The sequence below is a fragment of the Pseudoalteromonas sp. S1610 genome (assembly GCF_005887465.1).
Lineage (GTDB): Bacteria > Pseudomonadota > Gammaproteobacteria > Enterobacterales > Alteromonadaceae > Pseudoalteromonas > Pseudoalteromonas undina.
On the sequence record NZ_PNDI01000023.1, the window covers coordinates 23670 to 40232 of the forward strand.

Sequence of the window (16563 nt, forward strand, 5' to 3'; positions counted from 1 at the left end):
ATTCGGAAATTGTGTTAAATCTAACAAATCTTCTGCGTTTCTTATACTAAAACCGACATTAATCTTGCAGTTTTTAATCTCAGCTAATAAAACTTTCAATTTCAGGGCCAAAATCTTTAATTAAACGGTTCCACTCAATCATAGGCAATCGTACATCAAGCAACCAATTACCTTGTTCATCAAACCGCTCATTGTGTACTGCACTTAAATTAAATAGTGATGCTCTTAAACGCCCATATTGTGGTGCGAGTAATAACGTTTCATTAAGCATTTGCTTAGCGAGTAAATCGCTAATAGCTTCACTAAGTAATTCACAGCCTTCGCCAGTTTTTGCAGATAGCCATACCCTTATAGGTTGGCCCTCGTCATCACGATCAATACGTGGCGTTACCTCATCCAGCGCATCAATTTTATTATAAACTAATAACTGCGGTACCTCGTCGGCTTCAATTTCTTTGAGGACTTCTTGTACCTGTTCAATATTTTCTTTTCGGCGAGGATCAGCTACATCTATCACATGCAGTTGTAAATCGGCTTCACGCGTCTCGGTCAGAGTTGCTTTAAATGCAGCCACCAAATCATGCGGTAAGTGTCGAATAAACCCTACAGTATCGGCTAAAATAACAGAACCAACATCACCAATATCGAGTTTACGCAGTGTTGGATCTAGTGTGGCGAATAGCTGATCGGCTGCATATACATCTGAATCGGTAATATAGTTAAACAGTGTTGATTTTCCGGCATTGGTATAGCCGACCAGCGACACTGTTGGAATTTCATTACGCGTACGAGCACGTCGACCTTGTTCACGCTGTACAGCGACTTTAGCAAGTCGAGCTCGAATATTTTTAATACGTGCACGCAATAAACGTCGATCGGTTTCTAGCTGCGTTTCACCAGGACCACGTAAGCCTATCCCCCCTTTTTGACGCTCAAGGTGGGTCCAACCACGAATTAAACGTGTAGACATGTGGCGAAGCTGAGCCAGCTCTACTTGGAGTTTACCTTCATGAGTACGGGCACGCTGAGCAAAAATATCAAGAATAAGTGTTGTTCTATCAAGTACCCGACATTGACAAACACGCTCTAAATTGCGTTCTTGAGACGGGCTCAACTGATGGTTAAAAATGACAACATCGGCATTGTGGATTTTGACAATTTCAGCTATTTCTTCCGCTTTGCCGGTACCGACAAATAGTTTGGGATGTGGTGCTTGACGGCTGCCTTGCACAACCGCCAAACTACTAACACCAGCAGAAGATACCAACATTTCTAATTCATGAAGATCTTCGCGATCCCCATCTTTAGGTAGGTCGATATGGACTAAAATTGCCTGTTCGCCAGATTCATAGCGGTCAAACAAGCATTACGCTCCTAATTTAAAAGTTTCCTGGTTCCGTTTCTTCAGTGTCTTCATTTCCCTGTACACCTTGGAAGTTGACTGCGCGTGCAGGTACAACTGTTGAAATTGCATGTTTATACACCATTTGATTAACAGTGTTTTCCAGTAAAATTACAAATTGGTCAAATGACTGAATTTTACCTTGTAATTTTATGCCATTTACCAAAAAAATTGATACTGGAATGCGCTCGCGGCGTAATGCATTTAAAAATGGGTCTTGTAACGATTGGCCTTTTGCCATGTTATTATTCCTTCGTTCTAGGTGTTATTATAATTAAGTGGCTGAACTAATTTAATAAAGCTAAATTTTGTCCAGCTACTACTAGCTTAGCGAACTTACTACACGATGCAAGTTTTCTTCATCACCGGTTGTTAACCACGTAACGTCAGGCCAACTTCTTAACCACGTTAATTGACGCTTAGCCAATTGACGAGTGGCAGCAATACCGCGAAAAACCATTTCATCATGGTCTATTTCACCCGCAAGGTAATCCCACATCTGTCTATAACCTACACAACGAATAGAAGGCATATTGGGATGTAAATCCTCACGTAGATATAGGGTCGAAACTTCTTTTTCAAACCCCTGTTCAATCATTATTTTAAACCTTTCTGCAATTCGCTGATGTAACTCTTTACGATCATCTGGAGCAATAGCAAATTGATGAAAAGTATAGGGTAAAGGTGGCTGTTTTTGCTTTTGCAATTCAGTCATTGTTTTACCTGTTATACGGTAAACCTCTAAAGCGCGATTAATTCGTTGTGAATCATTTTCACTCATCTTTTTCGCAGCTTGTGGATCTACTTTTAATAGCTCTTGATATAAATGTGGCCAACCGTACTGTTTCGCCTGTACTTCAAGCTCAGCTCTTATCTGCTCATCAGCCTCTGGTAGAGGGGATAATCCATCAATAAGGGCTTTAAAGTACATCATTGTACCTCCAACCAGTACAGGCACTTTACCTTGTTGATGAAATTTATCAATTTTTTCTATCGCATCGCGTCTAAAATCAGCTACTGAATAGGTTTCGCTTGGGTCGAGTAAATCAATTAGGTGATGGGGTGCACGTGCTAGTTCGTCGGCATCCGGTTTAGCGGTACCAATATCCATACCTTTATAAACCAGTGCCGAATCAACGCTGATAATTTCAGTATTTAAATGCTCACACAGTGAAATTGCCAATGCTGTTTTACCAGCAGCGGTGGGGCCCATTAAAAATATGACCGGTAAATTACTCAACACGAATACCCTAATTAAATTGCGCTAGATAAGACTTTAGATCTATTTTAACTGCTTTTTCACGTAAACGTTCAATTGTTTGCGCATTATTTTGTAAGCGAGTTTGCTGTACTGCAAAGGCTTTACTGGCATAGAACCGTGTAGGTATTACATTTACCTGCCACGCTAGCCACTGTTCAATACTTTCTAACTGAGCTTTACACCCATCAAGTAAGGCATCTACCGCGGTACTCACGTCAAGTAAGTACAAGCAAACAGGCAACTTTTTAACCATAACAAATTGTTTTTCAATTAAAAGTTCAAAGCCAAGCAAAGTAAACCATGATTGTTGCGTAGCCAGCAGTTCGGTATCTTGTTTTGAGACATTGACCCGTACGGGTAATAACAATGCTTTGCCCTCAAGGCTGCCTTGCTCCTTAATTTGTGCAAGCCAATCATCCGCTAGCGCATATTTAAAGTGTGAACAATAAAGTTGGTTTTCATCATTAAACACACAAGCGCCCTGTTCAATGGTTATTATATCGACAGTACGAAGCGCTGTATCTGATACTTGAGTCTCATCTGATTGCACAAATGGTGCTGGATTATCAAAGTGATGTGCTTGCTGCTCACTCACACCTTGATAAAACGCATTTACGTCATGGTAATTTCGACTTTCAGCACGTTGTTGATTACCTGTACCTTGAGTTGCAGCACTATAAGTTGTGCTATGCGCTGAAGATGACCGACTAGGCTGTAATGACGACTTAGGGTAATCAAACGGTTCACTACTGGTAGTAGTGTGTGCATTAAATGCAGCCACTGGTGGGCTATTATCATTAGCTTCACTGGAGTTTGAAAACTCAGCTTGCAGGGGCACAACAACTTGTTTTACCGCTTGCAAAATAAAGTCGTGTACTAAGCGCCCTTGATGAAAGCGCACCTCATGTTTAGCAGGATGAACGTTTACATCCACTTGACGTGGATCTATATCAATATAAATCACAAACCCGGGTAACTCTTGCTCACCGCTGACTTCCTCAAATGCTTGGCGAATAGCGTGCAAAATAAGTTTATCGCGCATCATACGATTATTTACATAGGTGTACTGTGTGGTATTGGCCGAGCCAACCGGCAGCACCCAGCCATGTAGTTGCAGCCCTGCTTCACCTGATTGAATATGCAGTCCCTGTTCTGCAAACGCTTTACCCGCCACTTGGGCAACTCGTGTAATCGCTTGAGCAGGATCGGTTTTAGCGCGATACTGCCGCACCACTTTTTCGTTATGGGTTAACGTAATTGATACGTCAAAACGACTCAGCGCAATCCGCTTTATAAGCTCATCAATATGGCTAAACTCAGTTTTTTCGGTACGTAAAAACTTACGCCGTGCTGGGGTATTAAAAAATAAATCTTTTACTTCAATTGTGGTACCGCTGGGATGTGCCACAGGCTTTACCTCTACGGCCATATCTCTGCCTTGCGCAAAGGCTTGCCAAGCGGCTTCTTGCTGTTCAGGCTTAGAGCTTAAGGTTAAGCGAGATACCGAGCTAATAGACGCGAGAGCTTCGCCTCTAAAGCCTAAAGAGCAAATATTTTCTAAGTCATCGAGCGACTTTAGTTTACTGGTAGCATGGCGAGAAAGCGCTAATGTGAGCTCCTCTTTTGCAATGCCTGAACCATTATCACGAATTCGAATCAGCTTATGACCACCGCGTTCAATATCTATTTGAATACGTGTCGCACCTGCATCTAGGCTATTTTCTACTAACTCTTTAACCACCGACGCGGGACGCTCAACAACTTCACCCGCCGCAATTTGGTTTGCCAAGCGCGCAGGTAATATTTCAATACTCATAAAAACCTTAAATGTTGTGCGCTTTTAAAATTAACTCTGAGGAATATCAAGTTCCTGGCCAATAAATAGCGTATTTGAACTGAGCTTATTAACCTGTTTTATTTTACTGATACTAACGCCATATCGACCTGCCAACATACTCAGTGACTCCCCCGGACGTACCTTGTGTTTTGTTGGGTATTGAGACTTTAATGACGCAAACAGTGAGTCGTCAGGCGGGTTGCGTAAATAGTAATTTTTAATTGAGGTAAACATCGCTTTCGCCAAACGTTCTTGGTGATTGGCGCTTTTTAGTAGTCGTTCTTCACGAGGGTTAGAGATAAACCCAGTTTCAACCAAAATAGACGGAATATCTGGCGACTTCAATACTGCAAGGCTGGCATGTTGCGGTGCCTTTTTGTGCATTTTTGCTACTTTTTTTAATTCTTTTATCACTTCATCTGCAACACTTAGCCCTGTTTTCATGGAGTGATCCATCGACATATCAAGCAAGGCTTGTGCTAAGTACTTTTCATTTGCAGCATCTTTAATTACATCGGCAGCACCGCCAAGTAACTCTGAGTGTTTTTCTTTATCCTCAATCCATTTACCAATCTCTGAATTGGCACGTCGCAGCGACAACACCCATACAGAAGCACCATTGGGTCCCGGACTGGTAAACGCATCTGCATGAATAGAGACAAAAAAATCGGCTTTTTTCTGGCGAGCGCGATTAGTTCGTGTATTAAGTTTAACAAAGTAATCGCCACTGCGAACCATACGCGAAATCATGCCTCGCTCAGCATCAATCATGCGCTCTAAACGCTTGGCAATCTGCAAAGTAATGTCTTTTTCGTAAGTACCTGATGGGCCAATGGAACCTGGGTCTTCACCACCATGGCCTGCATCAATAGCAATTACAATATCGCGCTCTTGGCTTAACTGGCGTTTTTTAGCCGCCGTTTGTGCCGGACTAACCGCCCCTTTTGATTGGCTTTTGTCGTATAAGTCGACCACCAACCTGTTTTTATAAGGGCCTGTGGGGGCAAGTGCAAATATAACCGGTTTAACTGGCCCATTTAATTCAAACACTAAACGCACGCTGCGTTTATTTTTAGGTTTTGAGTAACGTAACTTGCTAACAATTTGATGTTTTGGTGGCACACCTGGCAATTTTTTTAATTCATCAGTGTTTTCTAAATCAACCACTAAACGACTTGGGTTTTTTAGCATAAAGTAACTGAAGTCGGGTTTATCATCGAGATCAAACACCACCCGAGTGCTATCAGGTGATGGCCAGACACGCACACTATTAATAGTGTTTTGCGCCCACAATGGCAAGCTCACTGTAAAAACCATGAGGTAAATAAAAAGTTTAACTAAACCACGACTCATTTTGATAATCACTGCCTTAACTATTTTATTATCTATTATTTAGTTTTTTGACAATTGCTACACCACGCTCACTCGCACTGTTAATAACAATTTTACGCTCATCACCTACATAACTTAGCGTAGCATTTAGATCGGGAACAGGAATAAATTCTCCGCCTTTTTCCGGCCACTCAACAATACAAGTTGCCGTTTCTGAAAAATAATCGCGAATCCCCATAAATTCAAGCTCTTCTGGGTCACCTAATCGGTATAAGTCAAAGTGATAAACATTGCCACGCACAAGCTCGTAGGGTTCAACTAGTGTATAAGTGGGACTTTTAACCTTACCTATATGACCAAAACCTTGCACTATACCGCGAGTAAATGTCGTTTTACCGGCCCCTAAGTCACCATGCAAATAAATAACTGCGCCCTGCTCTATTATGGCAGCTAATTTATTACCCATAGCAACAGTGGCATTTTCATCGACTAAATGAAAATTAAAACTACACGACATGATTACCTCAAAATTTACGAAAAGCGCATATTTGTTAATCATACCAGATTATTTATTTAAGGTGATACTGCCTCTTTTTTAAAGATAAAAAAACCGGCTTAAGCCGGTTTTTAATTAGCATGGACTTTACAGTCCTAATTTCTTCTCAAGGTAGTGGATATTTGTGCCACCATTTTTGAAGTTTTCATCTGCAAGAATACGTTTATGCAGTGGCGTATTGGTTTTAATACCATCGATAACGAGTTCATTAAGCGCATTACGTGCTCGGGCGATAGCGACATCACGGTTTTCACCGTAAGTGATCAGCTTACCAATCATAGAATCGTAATGTGGAGGAACGGTGTAGTCAGCGTAAATATGACTGTCCCAACGAATACCTAAACCACCAGCTGGATGAAAACGGGTAATTTTACCAGGTGATGGAATAAAGGTTTCTGGGTCTTCAGCATTAATACGACACTCAATAGCATGGCCACGAATAACCACATCTTCTTGAGTGAATGATAAAGGCTGACCAGCGGCAATTTTTAATTGCTCTTTGATTAAATCAACACCGGTGACCATTTCAGTTACTGGGTGCTCAACCTGAATACGGGTGTTCATTTCAATGAAGTAAAATTCACCGTTTTCGTATAAAAACTCAAACGTACCTGCACCACGATAACCAATTTCAATACACGCACGTGTACAACGCTCACCAATGAACTTACGTACTTCTGCAGTAATCCCTGGTGCTGGCGCCTCTTCCACTACTTTTTGGTGGCGACGTTGCATTGAACAATCACGCTCACCTAAGTGAACCGCATTGCCTTGACCGTCGGCCAATACTTGTACTTCGATGTGGCGTGGGTTTTCAAGGAATTTCTCCATGTAAACCATGCTGTTGCCAAAGAACTGTTTCGCTTCTTGTTGGGTTAGCGCAATTGAATTGATTAACTCAGCTTCGTTGCGAACAACACGCATACCACGGCCACCGCCACCGCCAGCTGCTTTAATAATTACCGGGTAACCAATACGCTTAGCAATTTGCATGTTGCGTTCTTTATCATCCGATACCGGACCATCAGAGCCAGGTACACAAGGAACACCCGCTTTACGCATCGCTTCGATTGCCGATACTTTATCGCCCATTAGACGAATAGTATCGCCACGAGGACCGATAAATACAAAGCCACTTTGCTCAACTTGGTCTGCAAAGTCTGCATTTTCAGCAAGAAAACCATAACCTGGGTGGATAGCGACTGCATCAGTAATTTCTGCTGCGGCAATAATGCGTGGAATGTCTAAGTAACTTTCAGTTGCTGCTGGTTTACCAATACAGATGGTTTCATCTGCTAGTAATACGTGCTTAAGATCGCGATCCGCCGTTGAATGCACAGCAACCGTTTTGATCCCAAGCTCTTTGCAGGCGCGCAATATACGAAGTGCAATTTCACCTCGGTTTGCAATGACTACTTTATCTAACATGAGAGTTGGCCTTTTACGTTGCGCTATTATTCAATGATGAATAAAGGTTGATCAAATTCTACTGGCTCGCCGTTTTCTACTAAGATAGCTTTTACTGTACCGGCTTTATCTGACTCAATTTGGTTCATCATTTTCATTGCTTCAACGATACATAGCGTGTCGCCAACTTTAACCTGAGAGCCCACTTCAACATATGCTGGTGCTTCTGGAGAAGCTGCTGCGTAAAAAGAACCTACCATAGGTGATTTAACTTGATGCCCTGTAGGGCCTGCAGGTGCTTCAGACTCTACGGCTGCAGGTGCTGATGGTGCAGTCGCGGCTGGAGCAGGTGCTGCTGGGGCGTATTGTTGAGGTGCGAATTGCGCGTACGCAGGACCGGCACTCATGTTATTACGGTTAATACGTACTGATTCTTCACCTTCAGTGATTTCTAGTTCTGCAATACCTGATTCTTCTACTAATTCAATTAGTTTTTTGATCTTGCGAATATCCATAAACGACCCGCCTATTAGTTTGTTAGTTTAAATTTAGTTTGAGTTTTGCAATCGGCTCACCGCTGCATGTAAAGCAGCGTGATAGCCCATTGCACCTAATCCACAAATAACGCCTTGCGCCACATCAGAAAAATAAGAATGATGGCGAAACGTTTCACGTGCATGCACATTACTTAAGTGCACTTCAAAAAACGGAATATCAACGCTTAGCAATGCATCACGTAATGCGACGCTTGTGTGCGTAAATGCTGCAGGGTTAATAATGATGCAATCAACCGCTTGCCAAGCATCATGAATGCGTTCAATGAGCACTTGCTCACTATTACTTTGAAAATGCGTTAACGCCACATCTAAACTATTAGCAGCGTTGTTTAAATCGCTCATAATATGCTCTAAAGAGTGTGAACCGTACTTATCGGGCTCACGCTTTCCTAGCATGTTTAAATTTGGGCCATTTATAACTAAAATCTTTAATTTTGCAGCCATAATACGCGATATATCCTATAAGTAATGAGTTAAGCGGTTACTAACTAATTTTTCACTAAAAAGTAAGCTAAAAAAGTAAGATAGCAACAATTTCTCACGTTAACCAACTATTATAGTGATTTCGAAGTAAATAGCAGCAAAATACTGGTCTAATCTCTATTTTGGGGACGAATCTTGAGGGGGAATAATGGCACAACATTACCAATCATGTTATGCCATATAGAATGGTTATTCAGCGCTGGCACGCACTGCAGCTAAGTGCTTAGCGAAATCATCCGCATTTAAAAAGCCAGTAACACGTTGTGCACTTAGCTCTTCACCTTGAGTATTGAAGAATAAAATACTCGGTAAACCAAACACTGAATATGCTTCCATTAGCTCAATTGTTTCATTATCGCTTTGGGTTAAGTCAATTTGAATCAGTTGGTAATGGCTAAACTCACTTTGTACTTGCGGGTCGGGAAAGGTGTAATGCTCAAACTCTTTACACGCTACACACCAGTCAGCGTATAAGTCCACCATAACCATGCGCCCTTCGCTATTTGCTTGTGATACGGCTTGTTTAAGCTCGGCTAAATTGGCAACGTGTTTAAACTCATTGCTTTGCGAGGTTGTTTGTAAACTCACAGCTTGTGTTGGCCAAAAATAGTTTTTGGTTAAATTAAAGCCAGTAAGCATCAATAAAACAGCCATAAACCACAATAAGGTTTTTAATTTGCCTTGAGTTTGGGCGCTTTGCCAATAATGGAAATAAAGCGCTGTGGCGATAGCTAATAAGCCTGCCATAAGCATAATAATTTCAATATCTATAATGCGCTCTAGCAAAATAAGTGGCACAACTAACATAATAAAACCAAATAAGGTTTTAACTTGTTCCATCCAGCCGCCAGCTTTCGGTAATAGCTTACCTCCCGATGTACCTAATAATAACAGCGGTAGCCCCATACCTAAACTCAGTACGTAAAGTGTTAGCCCGCCTACTAGGTAATCGCCGCTTTGTGCCACAAATAATAATGCGGCTGATAAAGGCGCTGTAGTGCAAGGAGATGCAATAAGCCCTGATAAAACCCCCATCAAGAACACCCCAATATAGTTACCGCCTTTTTGGTTGTTGCTCACTTGGGTTAGCTTGTTCATCATGCCGCTGGGTAACTTTATTTCGTACCAACCAAACATCGACATAGCCAGCAGTACAAACAATAAGCTAAAGCTAATTAATACATATGGATGCTGTAAATAGCCTTGCACTTGCCCACCTAACGCAGCAACCACAAGCCCTAATGCGGCATAGGTAACCGCCATGCCTTGAATATAAACGAATGATAGGGCAAATGCTTTTTTGGTAGACAGGTTCTTTTGACCCGCAATTAAGCTAGATAAAATAGGAAACATCGGAAATACACAGGGTGTAAATGCCAAACCTACGCCCACAGCAAAAAATATAGCTAAATTAACCATTAAGCTTTGGCTGGCTAACTGCTCTGTAAAAGTGAGTTTTTTCTCGGGTGTTGCTGCAGTTACTGGTTTTTCTGCAGGTTGGCTAAGTGCCGTAAATGCACTACTTGCTGCGGTATTTTCATTAGTATTAGTTTCACTTGCCAATACACTTAATGGAATGCTAATAATTTCAGGTGGATAACACAGCCCTGCTTTTGCACAGCCCTGATAACGCACCTTAACAACGCCATCTTCACTGATATTACTCAGCTTGCTGATAATACTGAGAGAATTAAAAAACACCTCAGTTTTGCCAAAAAACTCATCTTCAATTATTTCACCAGAGCCCAACTCAGGCACATCAATGCTGGCACCTTTGGCAATAATTTCTATTTTGTCTTTATACAGATAATAGTCATCAGCGATATCCCAACCAACAAATAACGTACTGCCTTGCTGGTCAAAATCAAATACAAACGCTTCATTGACTGGTAAAAATGTATGTTGAGTAGGTTTGAGAAAATCTTCAAGGGTATTTTGTGTTGCCCAAGCAGGCGCCATTAAAACACTTAATAAAAAAAATAAAATAAAGCGCATTAATGAAGTACCTCATCCATCCAATTAAAGTAAGCCAAGTTACCCGTTGCCACATCAACAACTTGTATTTCTGGTACTTCGTAGCTGTGAAGATCTTTTAAGGTTAAAAACACATCGTTCATTTTGTCAGCTTTGGTTTTAATTAGTAGCTTCACTTCTGTTGCTTCAGCTACTTCACCTTCCCATATGTAAATAGAACTCATGGCCGGTAAAATATTTACACAAGCGGCTAGTTTCTTTTCTATTAGCGCCATAGCTAATAAACGGGCTTCATCGTTATCTTTGCAAGTGGTAAAAATAAGTTTAAATTGCGTTGTCATAGTGAACCTTTACTTGTTTACGGGGGTCTAGCCCCATAGTAGCTGATAGCGGGTGTAATGTGTAGACACGAACTCTGTCTACATTTTGGGTCTTTGTAGTAAATTGATTTAGACCCGCCACCTGTAACTTTACTAACATTAAAGTTTATTACTTACTCTTATTAGCTTGAAAATAGACCCGACAACCCTCACTTATATTTCATTAGCACCTTAATAAGTGTCATTTTTTTAGAGAGTCTTATGTTTAGAATTTTATTTTTGCTGTTTATCATCATCCCAATTATTGAAATTGCCTTACTAATTCAGGTTAGTGACGTGATAGGTGGCTTCGCAACAATTGCTTTAGTGGTACTAACCGCGATTGTGGGTGCGAAAATGGTGAAACAGCAAGGAATGGGCGCACTACAAAACGTACAAGTGCAAATGGCTCAAGGGCAAATGCCGGCTAAAGAGTTGTTTACGGGTATTTGTGTGATTATTGCTGGCGTACTTTTACTAACACCCGGCATTATGACGGATGTATTTGGCCTACTGCTTCTTACTCCAGCTATTCGCAATAAATTAGCCGCAGGGCTTGCCAGCCAAGCAACGGTGAGAATGAGCGCGAGTATGCATCAAACAGGTACTTCAGGATTTTCACAACCTCATCAATCAATGCATCATGAGCAAGATGAAAACCGTCCCAATACTATAGATGGTGAATACGAGCGAAAAGATTAAAAATTTATCATTTTTTCTCTTGGAATTTTTCACTCTACCCCCATTAATGAAAGCAAATTAGATACACTTTTTTCTGTACTGTTCAGAAACTGTTAGGAGAACTAAAAACATGAACATTCGTCCTTTACAAGATCGCGTAATCATCAAGCGTCTAGAAGAAGAAACCAAGTCTGCTGGCGGTATTGTATTAACTGGCTCTGCAGCTGAAAAATCAACTCGTGGAGAAGTTGTTGCCGTAGGTAATGGTCGCGTTTTAGAAAACGGTGACGTTCGCGCGTTAGAAGTGAAAGCCGGTGACACTGTGTTATTTGGCTCATATGTTGAAAAAACTGAAAAGATCGAAGGTCAAGAATACCTGATCATGCGTGAAGATAATATTTTAGGCATTGTAGGCTAAACCTACTTTTCGTTTAACACACATTTTAAGAATTTAGAGGAAATTAAACATGGCAGCAAAAGAAGTACTGTTTGCAGGCGACGCACGTGCAAAAATGCTAACTGGCGTAAACATTTTAGCAAACGCAGTAAAAGTAACATTGGGCCCTAAAGGTCGTAACGTTGTACTAGACAAATCATTTGGCTCCCCAGTAATCACTAAAGATGGTGTATCTGTAGCTAAAGAAATCGAACTTGAAGACAAGTTTGAAAACATGGGCGCACAAATGGTTAAAGAAGTAGCGTCTAAAGCAAATGATGCTGCTGGTGACGGTACCACTACCGCAACTGTGCTTGCTCAATCTATTGTTAACGAAGGCCTTAAAGCGGTTGCTGCGGGTATGAACCCAATGGATCTTAAGCGCGGTATTGATAAAGCAATCATTGCTGCAACAGCAGAACTTAAAGCTCTTTCTGTTCCATGTTCTGATACTAAAGCAATTGCACAAGTAGGTACTATTTCAGCTAACTCTGATAAAGAGATTGGTGAAATCATTGCTGATGCAATGGAAAAAGTAGGCCGTAATACTGGTGTTATCACGGTTGAAGAAGGTCAATCACTTGAAAACGAACTAGATGTTGTAGAAGGCATGCAGTTTGACCGTGGTTACTTATCTCCATACTTCATCAACAACGCTGAAAAAGGCGCAGTTGAACTAGATAACCCATTTATCTTACTTGTAGATAAAAAAATATCTAACATCCGTGAATTATTACCAACATTAGAAGCGGTTGCAAAAGCAAGCAAGCCTCTACTAATCATCGCAGAAGACCTTGAAGGTGAAGCGTTAGCGACACTAGTAGTGAATAACATGCGTGGTATTGTAAAAGTATCAGCGGTTAAAGCACCTGGCTTTGGCGATCGTCGTAAAGCAATGCTACAGGATATCGCGGTATTAACTGGCGGTACTGTAATTTCTGAAGAAATCGGCCTTGAACTTGAAAAAGCAACAGTTGAAGACTTAGGTACAGCTAAGCGCGTAGTAATCACTAAAGATGATACAACAATCATTGATGGTGCTGGTGAAGAAGACGGTATCAACGGTCGTGTTGCTCAAATCAAAGCACAAATTGAAGAAGCGACTTCTGACTACGATAAAGAAAAGCTACAAGAGCGCATGGCTAAGTTAGCTGGCGGTGTTGCTGTAATCAAAGTAGGTGCCGCTACTGAAATTGAAATGAAAGAGAAAAAAGACCGTGTTGAAGATGCATTACATGCAACTCGCGCAGCGGTTGAAGAAGGTGTAGTACCAGGTGGTGGTGTTGCATTAGTACGTGCTGCTAGCAAGCTAGTTGAGCTACTTGGCGACAATGAAGACCAAAACCACGGTATTAAAGTGGCACTTCGTGCGATGGAAGCACCACTTCGTCAAATCGTTACAAACGCAGGCGATGAAGCATCAGTTGTTATTAACGCAGTTAAAGGCGGAGAAGGTAACTACGGTTACAATGCAGCCACTGGCGAATACAGCGACATGATTGAAATGGGTATCCTAGATCCAACGAAAGTAACGCGCTCTGCATTACAATTTGCAGGATCGATTGCTGGTCTAATGATCACTACAGAGGCTATGGTTGCTGAAATTCCTAAAGAAGAAGCAGCTGGTGCACCTGATATGGGTGGCATGGGCGGCATGGGTGGAATGGGCGGCATGATGTAATCATCCCCTAAACACTTAGCTCAAATAAAAACCCAGCTTCGGCTGGGTTTTTAGCAATAGAAATAAAATAAATTCACTAAACAACAATAAAATTAACTCAGTGTATTCCAATGCAACTGAGTTCCTGCAAGCTATACCAGAGTAAATTTTATTTAACATGATTAAGGATATTAAGTTGAATACAAAACCTGAAATTGTCATTTCATCGCTGGATGCAGATAGGTTGTATGCACTGATGGAGTCGTTGCCTGCAAACAGCTTTGCGGGTGAAAAAGAGCTTGAAGCAGAACTTGCACGAGCCAGCATAGTTGAGCCGCACGAAATTCCCGCAACCGTGGTAACCATGAATTCAACTGTGAACTTTGTTGTTGAATCTACAGGCGAAGAGTTTACTTTAACGCTTGTTTACCCAAAAAATATTGACTCAATTGGCGACAAAATATCAATCTTAGCCCCTGTAGGTAGTGCATTACTTGGCCTTTCACAAGGAGATCAAATTGAATGGCCAAAGCCTGGCGGTGGATTAGTAACAGTAACCATCAAAGAAGTTACTTATCAGCCTGAAAGAGCTGGTGAGCTTCACAGATAGTAGCCAAAACAAGCAGCGAAGACATTAGCTAGCACAGCCAGTCACTGCTGCTTTTACTATTTATGATTGAGCAGTGCTCTTACATGCGCAAATAAGTCACTGGCTAACATTCCTCTTTGCCCTGATTGTTCACAGGCTCTATCACCCGCCTTTGCATGTAACACAACGCCATAACATGCTGCCTCACTGGTATTTAATCCTTGAGCCATTAACGCCCCAATTATACCACTAAGCACATCACCACTTCCTCCTACAGCCAAACCAGGGTTACCATTTTCACATATCCAAGTATGCTCGGTATTATCGATTAGCGTACCTGCGCCCTTTAAAATAGAGGTCGCTGCGAAGTTGATCGCACATTGTCGAGCATAATAAAAACGATCAGACTCAACCTCAGAGGTAGTTAAGTTTAATAACCGTGCAGCCTCTGCAGGATGAGGCGTTAGCACGGTATTATTTAATTTATGAGAAGATGATTGCTTAGCTAATAAGTTTAAGGCGTCTGCATCAATAACAGTAGGGATATTGTTTTGCTGGCAATAACGGATTGCCTGATCAAAGGTTTTTTGGGCCCATTCATCTTGGCCTAAACCTGGACCGATAACTACACACGTTGACCATGCTAGGGCATCATCCAAGTGTTCACTAGTTACCATAAGCTCTGGTCGCCCGATGCTCACAGGTAAAACGGCATGTTCATGGGTATACACTTTTACCATTCCAGCACCAGACCTTAATCCACTTTCAGCACTTAATCTAATAGCTCCTGCAGAGCCGTGGTTTCCTCCTATACATAATAACTTTCCATGACTACCTTTATGGCTACTCACTGAGCGCTCAGGCAAAGGTTTAAAGCTGTCTATATTGATAATCTGAGCAGAAGGGGTGGCTAATTTCATAAATTGCTCGCCAATACCTAACTCATCGAAATACAACTGCCCGGCATGCTGCTTTCCTTTAGCCGTGGTGAGTCCTTGCTTTATCCCAACTAATGTCATTGTTTTGGTGGCCATAATGGCTGTTCCTTGAGGACAGCCTGTATCTGCATTAATACCTGACGGCACATCAATACTCAGTATAGGTTTAGTGCTTTCATTTACCGCTTTAATAATAGTAGCAACATTATCGCGTACCGTATTCTCAAGACCAGTGCCGAGTAATGCATCAATTATCACATCACACTCATCGAGTGCATCAGCGCTAAAGTTACAAATTTCACCACCGGCATCAATCCATTGCTTTTGTGCTTTTGCTGCATCTCCGGATAAGGCTTTATTCGGATTAATCGCGCAAACAACTACATGCCGATCTGCTTGTTTGATTAACCGAGCTACCTCATAACCATCTCCAGCATTATTTCCATTACCTGTAATAACTAACGTTTGTTTTGCATTAAAGGTTTTCCAACAGCAAAAAACAGCCTCCGCGGCACGCTGCATCAGCGTGTAAAGGTCTGCGCCGGTAGTATGGACTGCTTGTTCTTCATACCCTTTTATTTGTTTTGACAAATAGGTCAATTGCTCGCACTTAGGTGGCGTTAGTAGTAATGACATAAACAGCTCAATTTAATAAGAATACTTAATTTCATTTTGGGCTTTATAAATTCTTTTTCAAGTAAAACATAGTTATGTAATCTATAAGGCTTTATTTAAGGAGCTATTAATTTTATATAACGAGGATAACCATACAAGAGAAGTTAATAGGAGGTCAGCGTAAAGCAGGGCTTATTTTACCTAAAGCCGGATGCTTTGCACTTCTCTTACATTTGGAGTCGGTGTGCTACTTCGAAGCGACAGCACAGTAGAATGTTGTACTACCCACAGCGCTAGAGAGTACATAATTAATGCTAGACTCTTCTTTATTCGCCGGGAGTCGCTTCGCTCGCCCAACCTACGTGATAGTGCTGGGTGAGTGTGTGCTTTTCACTTTTCTGCAGACGTAAAAAAGCCCGACTCTTTCGAATCGGGCTTTCTCTTATTTGGAGCCTGGTAATGTCCTACTTTCAAAT

General features: G+C 41.5%; 16 protein-coding genes. 4 read left to right on the plus strand and 12 right to left on the minus strand.

Annotated elements, in window-relative coordinates:
* Nucleotides 1-79 precede the first annotated feature (79 nt).
* From hflX to cutA, 11 genes are all read right to left on the minus strand, one after another.
* On the minus strand, nt 80-1363 hold the full coding sequence (gene hflX / locus CWB77_RS10545; protein WP_010391685.1) for a ribosome rescue GTPase HflX: 1284 nt from the start codon (nt 1361-1363) through the stop codon (nt 80-82).
* A gap of 16 nt (nt 1364-1379) precedes the next feature.
* Nucleotides 1380-1643 carry an RNA chaperone Hfq gene (gene hfq, locus CWB77_RS10550; protein WP_008113494.1) on the minus strand — a complete coding sequence of 88 codons (264 nt, stop codon included), beginning with the start codon at nt 1641-1643 and terminating at the stop codon, nt 1380-1382.
* Between the two features lie 81 nt (nt 1644-1724).
* Nucleotides 1725-2642 carry a tRNA (adenosine(37)-N6)-dimethylallyltransferase MiaA gene (miaA, locus tag CWB77_RS10555; protein ID WP_054202670.1) on the minus strand — a complete coding sequence of 306 codons (918 nt, stop codon included), beginning with the start codon at nt 2640-2642 and terminating at the stop codon, nt 1725-1727.
* A 10-nt stretch (nt 2643-2652) separates the two neighbouring features.
* A complete protein-coding gene (mutL, locus tag CWB77_RS10560; RefSeq protein ID WP_138571259.1) occupies nt 2653-4479 on the minus strand; it encodes a DNA mismatch repair endonuclease MutL in 1827 nt (608 codons plus the stop codon).
* 30 nt (nt 4480-4509) lie between these two features.
* Nucleotides 4510-5853 carry an N-acetylmuramoyl-L-alanine amidase gene (locus CWB77_RS10565; RefSeq protein ID WP_138604967.1) on the minus strand — a complete coding sequence of 448 codons (1344 nt, stop codon included), beginning with the start codon at nt 5851-5853 and terminating at the stop codon, nt 4510-4512.
* 28 nt (nt 5854-5881) lie between these two features.
* Nucleotides 5882-6349: a tRNA (adenosine(37)-N6)-threonylcarbamoyltransferase complex ATPase subunit type 1 TsaE gene (tsaE, locus tag CWB77_RS10570; RefSeq protein ID WP_138622669.1), complete on the minus strand. Its 468-nt coding sequence runs from the start codon at nt 6347-6349 to the stop codon at nt 5882-5884.
* Between the two features lie 126 nt (nt 6350-6475).
* A complete protein-coding gene (accC, locus tag CWB77_RS10575; RefSeq protein ID WP_008113500.1) occupies nt 6476-7816 on the minus strand; it encodes an acetyl-CoA carboxylase biotin carboxylase subunit in 1341 nt (446 codons plus the stop codon).
* 26 nt (nt 7817-7842) lie between these two features.
* Nucleotides 7843-8310, minus strand: coding sequence for an acetyl-CoA carboxylase biotin carboxyl carrier protein (gene accB, locus CWB77_RS10580; protein ID WP_010391678.1), 468 nt, complete (start codon nt 8308-8310; stop codon nt 7843-7845).
* 33 nt (nt 8311-8343) lie between these two features.
* Nucleotides 8344-8796 carry a type II 3-dehydroquinate dehydratase gene (gene aroQ / locus CWB77_RS10585; protein WP_138622671.1) on the minus strand — a complete coding sequence of 151 codons (453 nt, stop codon included), beginning with the start codon at nt 8794-8796 and terminating at the stop codon, nt 8344-8346.
* Between the two features lie 228 nt (nt 8797-9024).
* Nucleotides 9025-10830 (minus strand): protein-disulfide reductase DsbD, encoded by a 1806-nt coding sequence (locus tag CWB77_RS10590; protein ID WP_138622673.1) that lies wholly within the window; start codon nt 10828-10830, stop codon nt 9025-9027.
* Nucleotides 10830-11150, minus strand: coding sequence for a divalent-cation tolerance protein CutA (gene cutA / locus CWB77_RS10595; RefSeq protein WP_010391672.1), 321 nt, complete (start codon nt 11148-11150; stop codon nt 10830-10832). The genes CWB77_RS10590 and cutA overlap by 1 nt, the downstream gene beginning before the upstream one ends.
* A 240-nt stretch (nt 11151-11390) precedes the next feature.
* Between cutA and CWB77_RS10600 the strand changes: the two genes are divergently transcribed.
* The 4 genes from CWB77_RS10600 (at nt 11391) to rnk (ending at nt 14555) form a co-directional block, all read left to right on the plus strand.
* On the plus strand, nt 11391-11870 hold the full coding sequence (locus CWB77_RS10600) for an FxsA family protein (protein WP_010391671.1): 480 nt from the start codon (nt 11391-11393) through the stop codon (nt 11868-11870).
* Between the two features lie 109 nt (nt 11871-11979).
* Nucleotides 11980-12267: a co-chaperone GroES gene (locus CWB77_RS10605; protein WP_008113511.1), complete on the plus strand. Its 288-nt coding sequence runs from the start codon at nt 11980-11982 to the stop codon at nt 12265-12267.
* Between the two features lie 49 nt (nt 12268-12316).
* Nucleotides 12317-13966 (plus strand): chaperonin GroEL, encoded by a 1650-nt coding sequence (groL, locus tag CWB77_RS10610; RefSeq protein WP_054202663.1) that lies wholly within the window; start codon nt 12317-12319, stop codon nt 13964-13966.
* Nucleotides 13967-14141: 175 nt separating this feature from the next.
* Nucleotides 14142-14555 carry a nucleoside diphosphate kinase regulator gene (rnk, locus tag CWB77_RS10615; RefSeq protein ID WP_138571257.1) on the plus strand — a complete coding sequence of 138 codons (414 nt, stop codon included), beginning with the start codon at nt 14142-14144 and terminating at the stop codon, nt 14553-14555.
* 56 nt (nt 14556-14611) lie between these two features.
* Here the strand turns inward: rnk and CWB77_RS10620 are convergent, their stop codons facing one another.
* Nucleotides 14612-16108, minus strand: coding sequence for an NAD(P)H-hydrate dehydratase (locus tag CWB77_RS10620; protein ID WP_138571256.1), 1497 nt, complete (start codon nt 16106-16108; stop codon nt 14612-14614).
* Nucleotides 16109-16563: the final 455 nt, after the last annotated feature.

Coding starts and splice junctions, on each gene's coding strand:
- hfq (WP_008113494.1), bottom strand. CDS start 1,643: ATGGCAAAAGGCCAATCGTTACAAGACCCATTTTTAAATGCATTACGC.
- mutL (WP_138571259.1), bottom strand. CDS start 4,479: ATGAGTATTGAAATATTACCTGCGCGCTTGGCAAACCAAATTGCGGCG.
- CWB77_RS10565 (WP_138604967.1), bottom strand. CDS start 5,853: ATGAGTCGTGGTTTAGTTAAACTTTTTATTTACCTCATGGTTTTTACA.
- tsaE (WP_138622669.1), bottom strand. CDS start 6,349: ATGTCGTGTAGTTTTAATTTTCATTTAGTCGATGAAAATGCCACTGTT.
- accC (WP_008113500.1), bottom strand. CDS start 7,816: ATGTTAGATAAAGTAGTCATTGCAAACCGAGGTGAAATTGCACTTCGT.
- accB (WP_010391678.1), bottom strand. CDS start 8,310: ATGGATATTCGCAAGATCAAAAAACTAATTGAATTAGTAGAAGAATCA.
- aroQ (WP_138622671.1), bottom strand. CDS start 8,796: ATGGCTGCAAAATTAAAGATTTTAGTTATAAATGGCCCAAATTTAAAC.
- CWB77_RS10590 (WP_138622673.1), bottom strand. CDS start 10,830: ATGCGCTTTATTTTATTTTTTTTATTAAGTGTTTTAATGGCGCCTGCT.
- cutA (WP_010391672.1), bottom strand. CDS start 11,150: ATGACAACGCAATTTAAACTTATTTTTACCACTTGCAAAGATAACGAT.
- CWB77_RS10600 (WP_010391671.1), top strand. CDS start 11,391: ATGTTTAGAATTTTATTTTTGCTGTTTATCATCATCCCAATTATTGAA.
- CWB77_RS10605 (WP_008113511.1), top strand. CDS start 11,980: ATGAACATTCGTCCTTTACAAGATCGCGTAATCATCAAGCGTCTAGAA.
- groL (WP_054202663.1), top strand. CDS start 12,317: ATGGCAGCAAAAGAAGTACTGTTTGCAGGCGACGCACGTGCAAAAATG.
- CWB77_RS10620 (WP_138571256.1), bottom strand. CDS start 16,108: ATGTCATTACTACTAACGCCACCTAAGTGCGAGCAATTGACCTATTTG.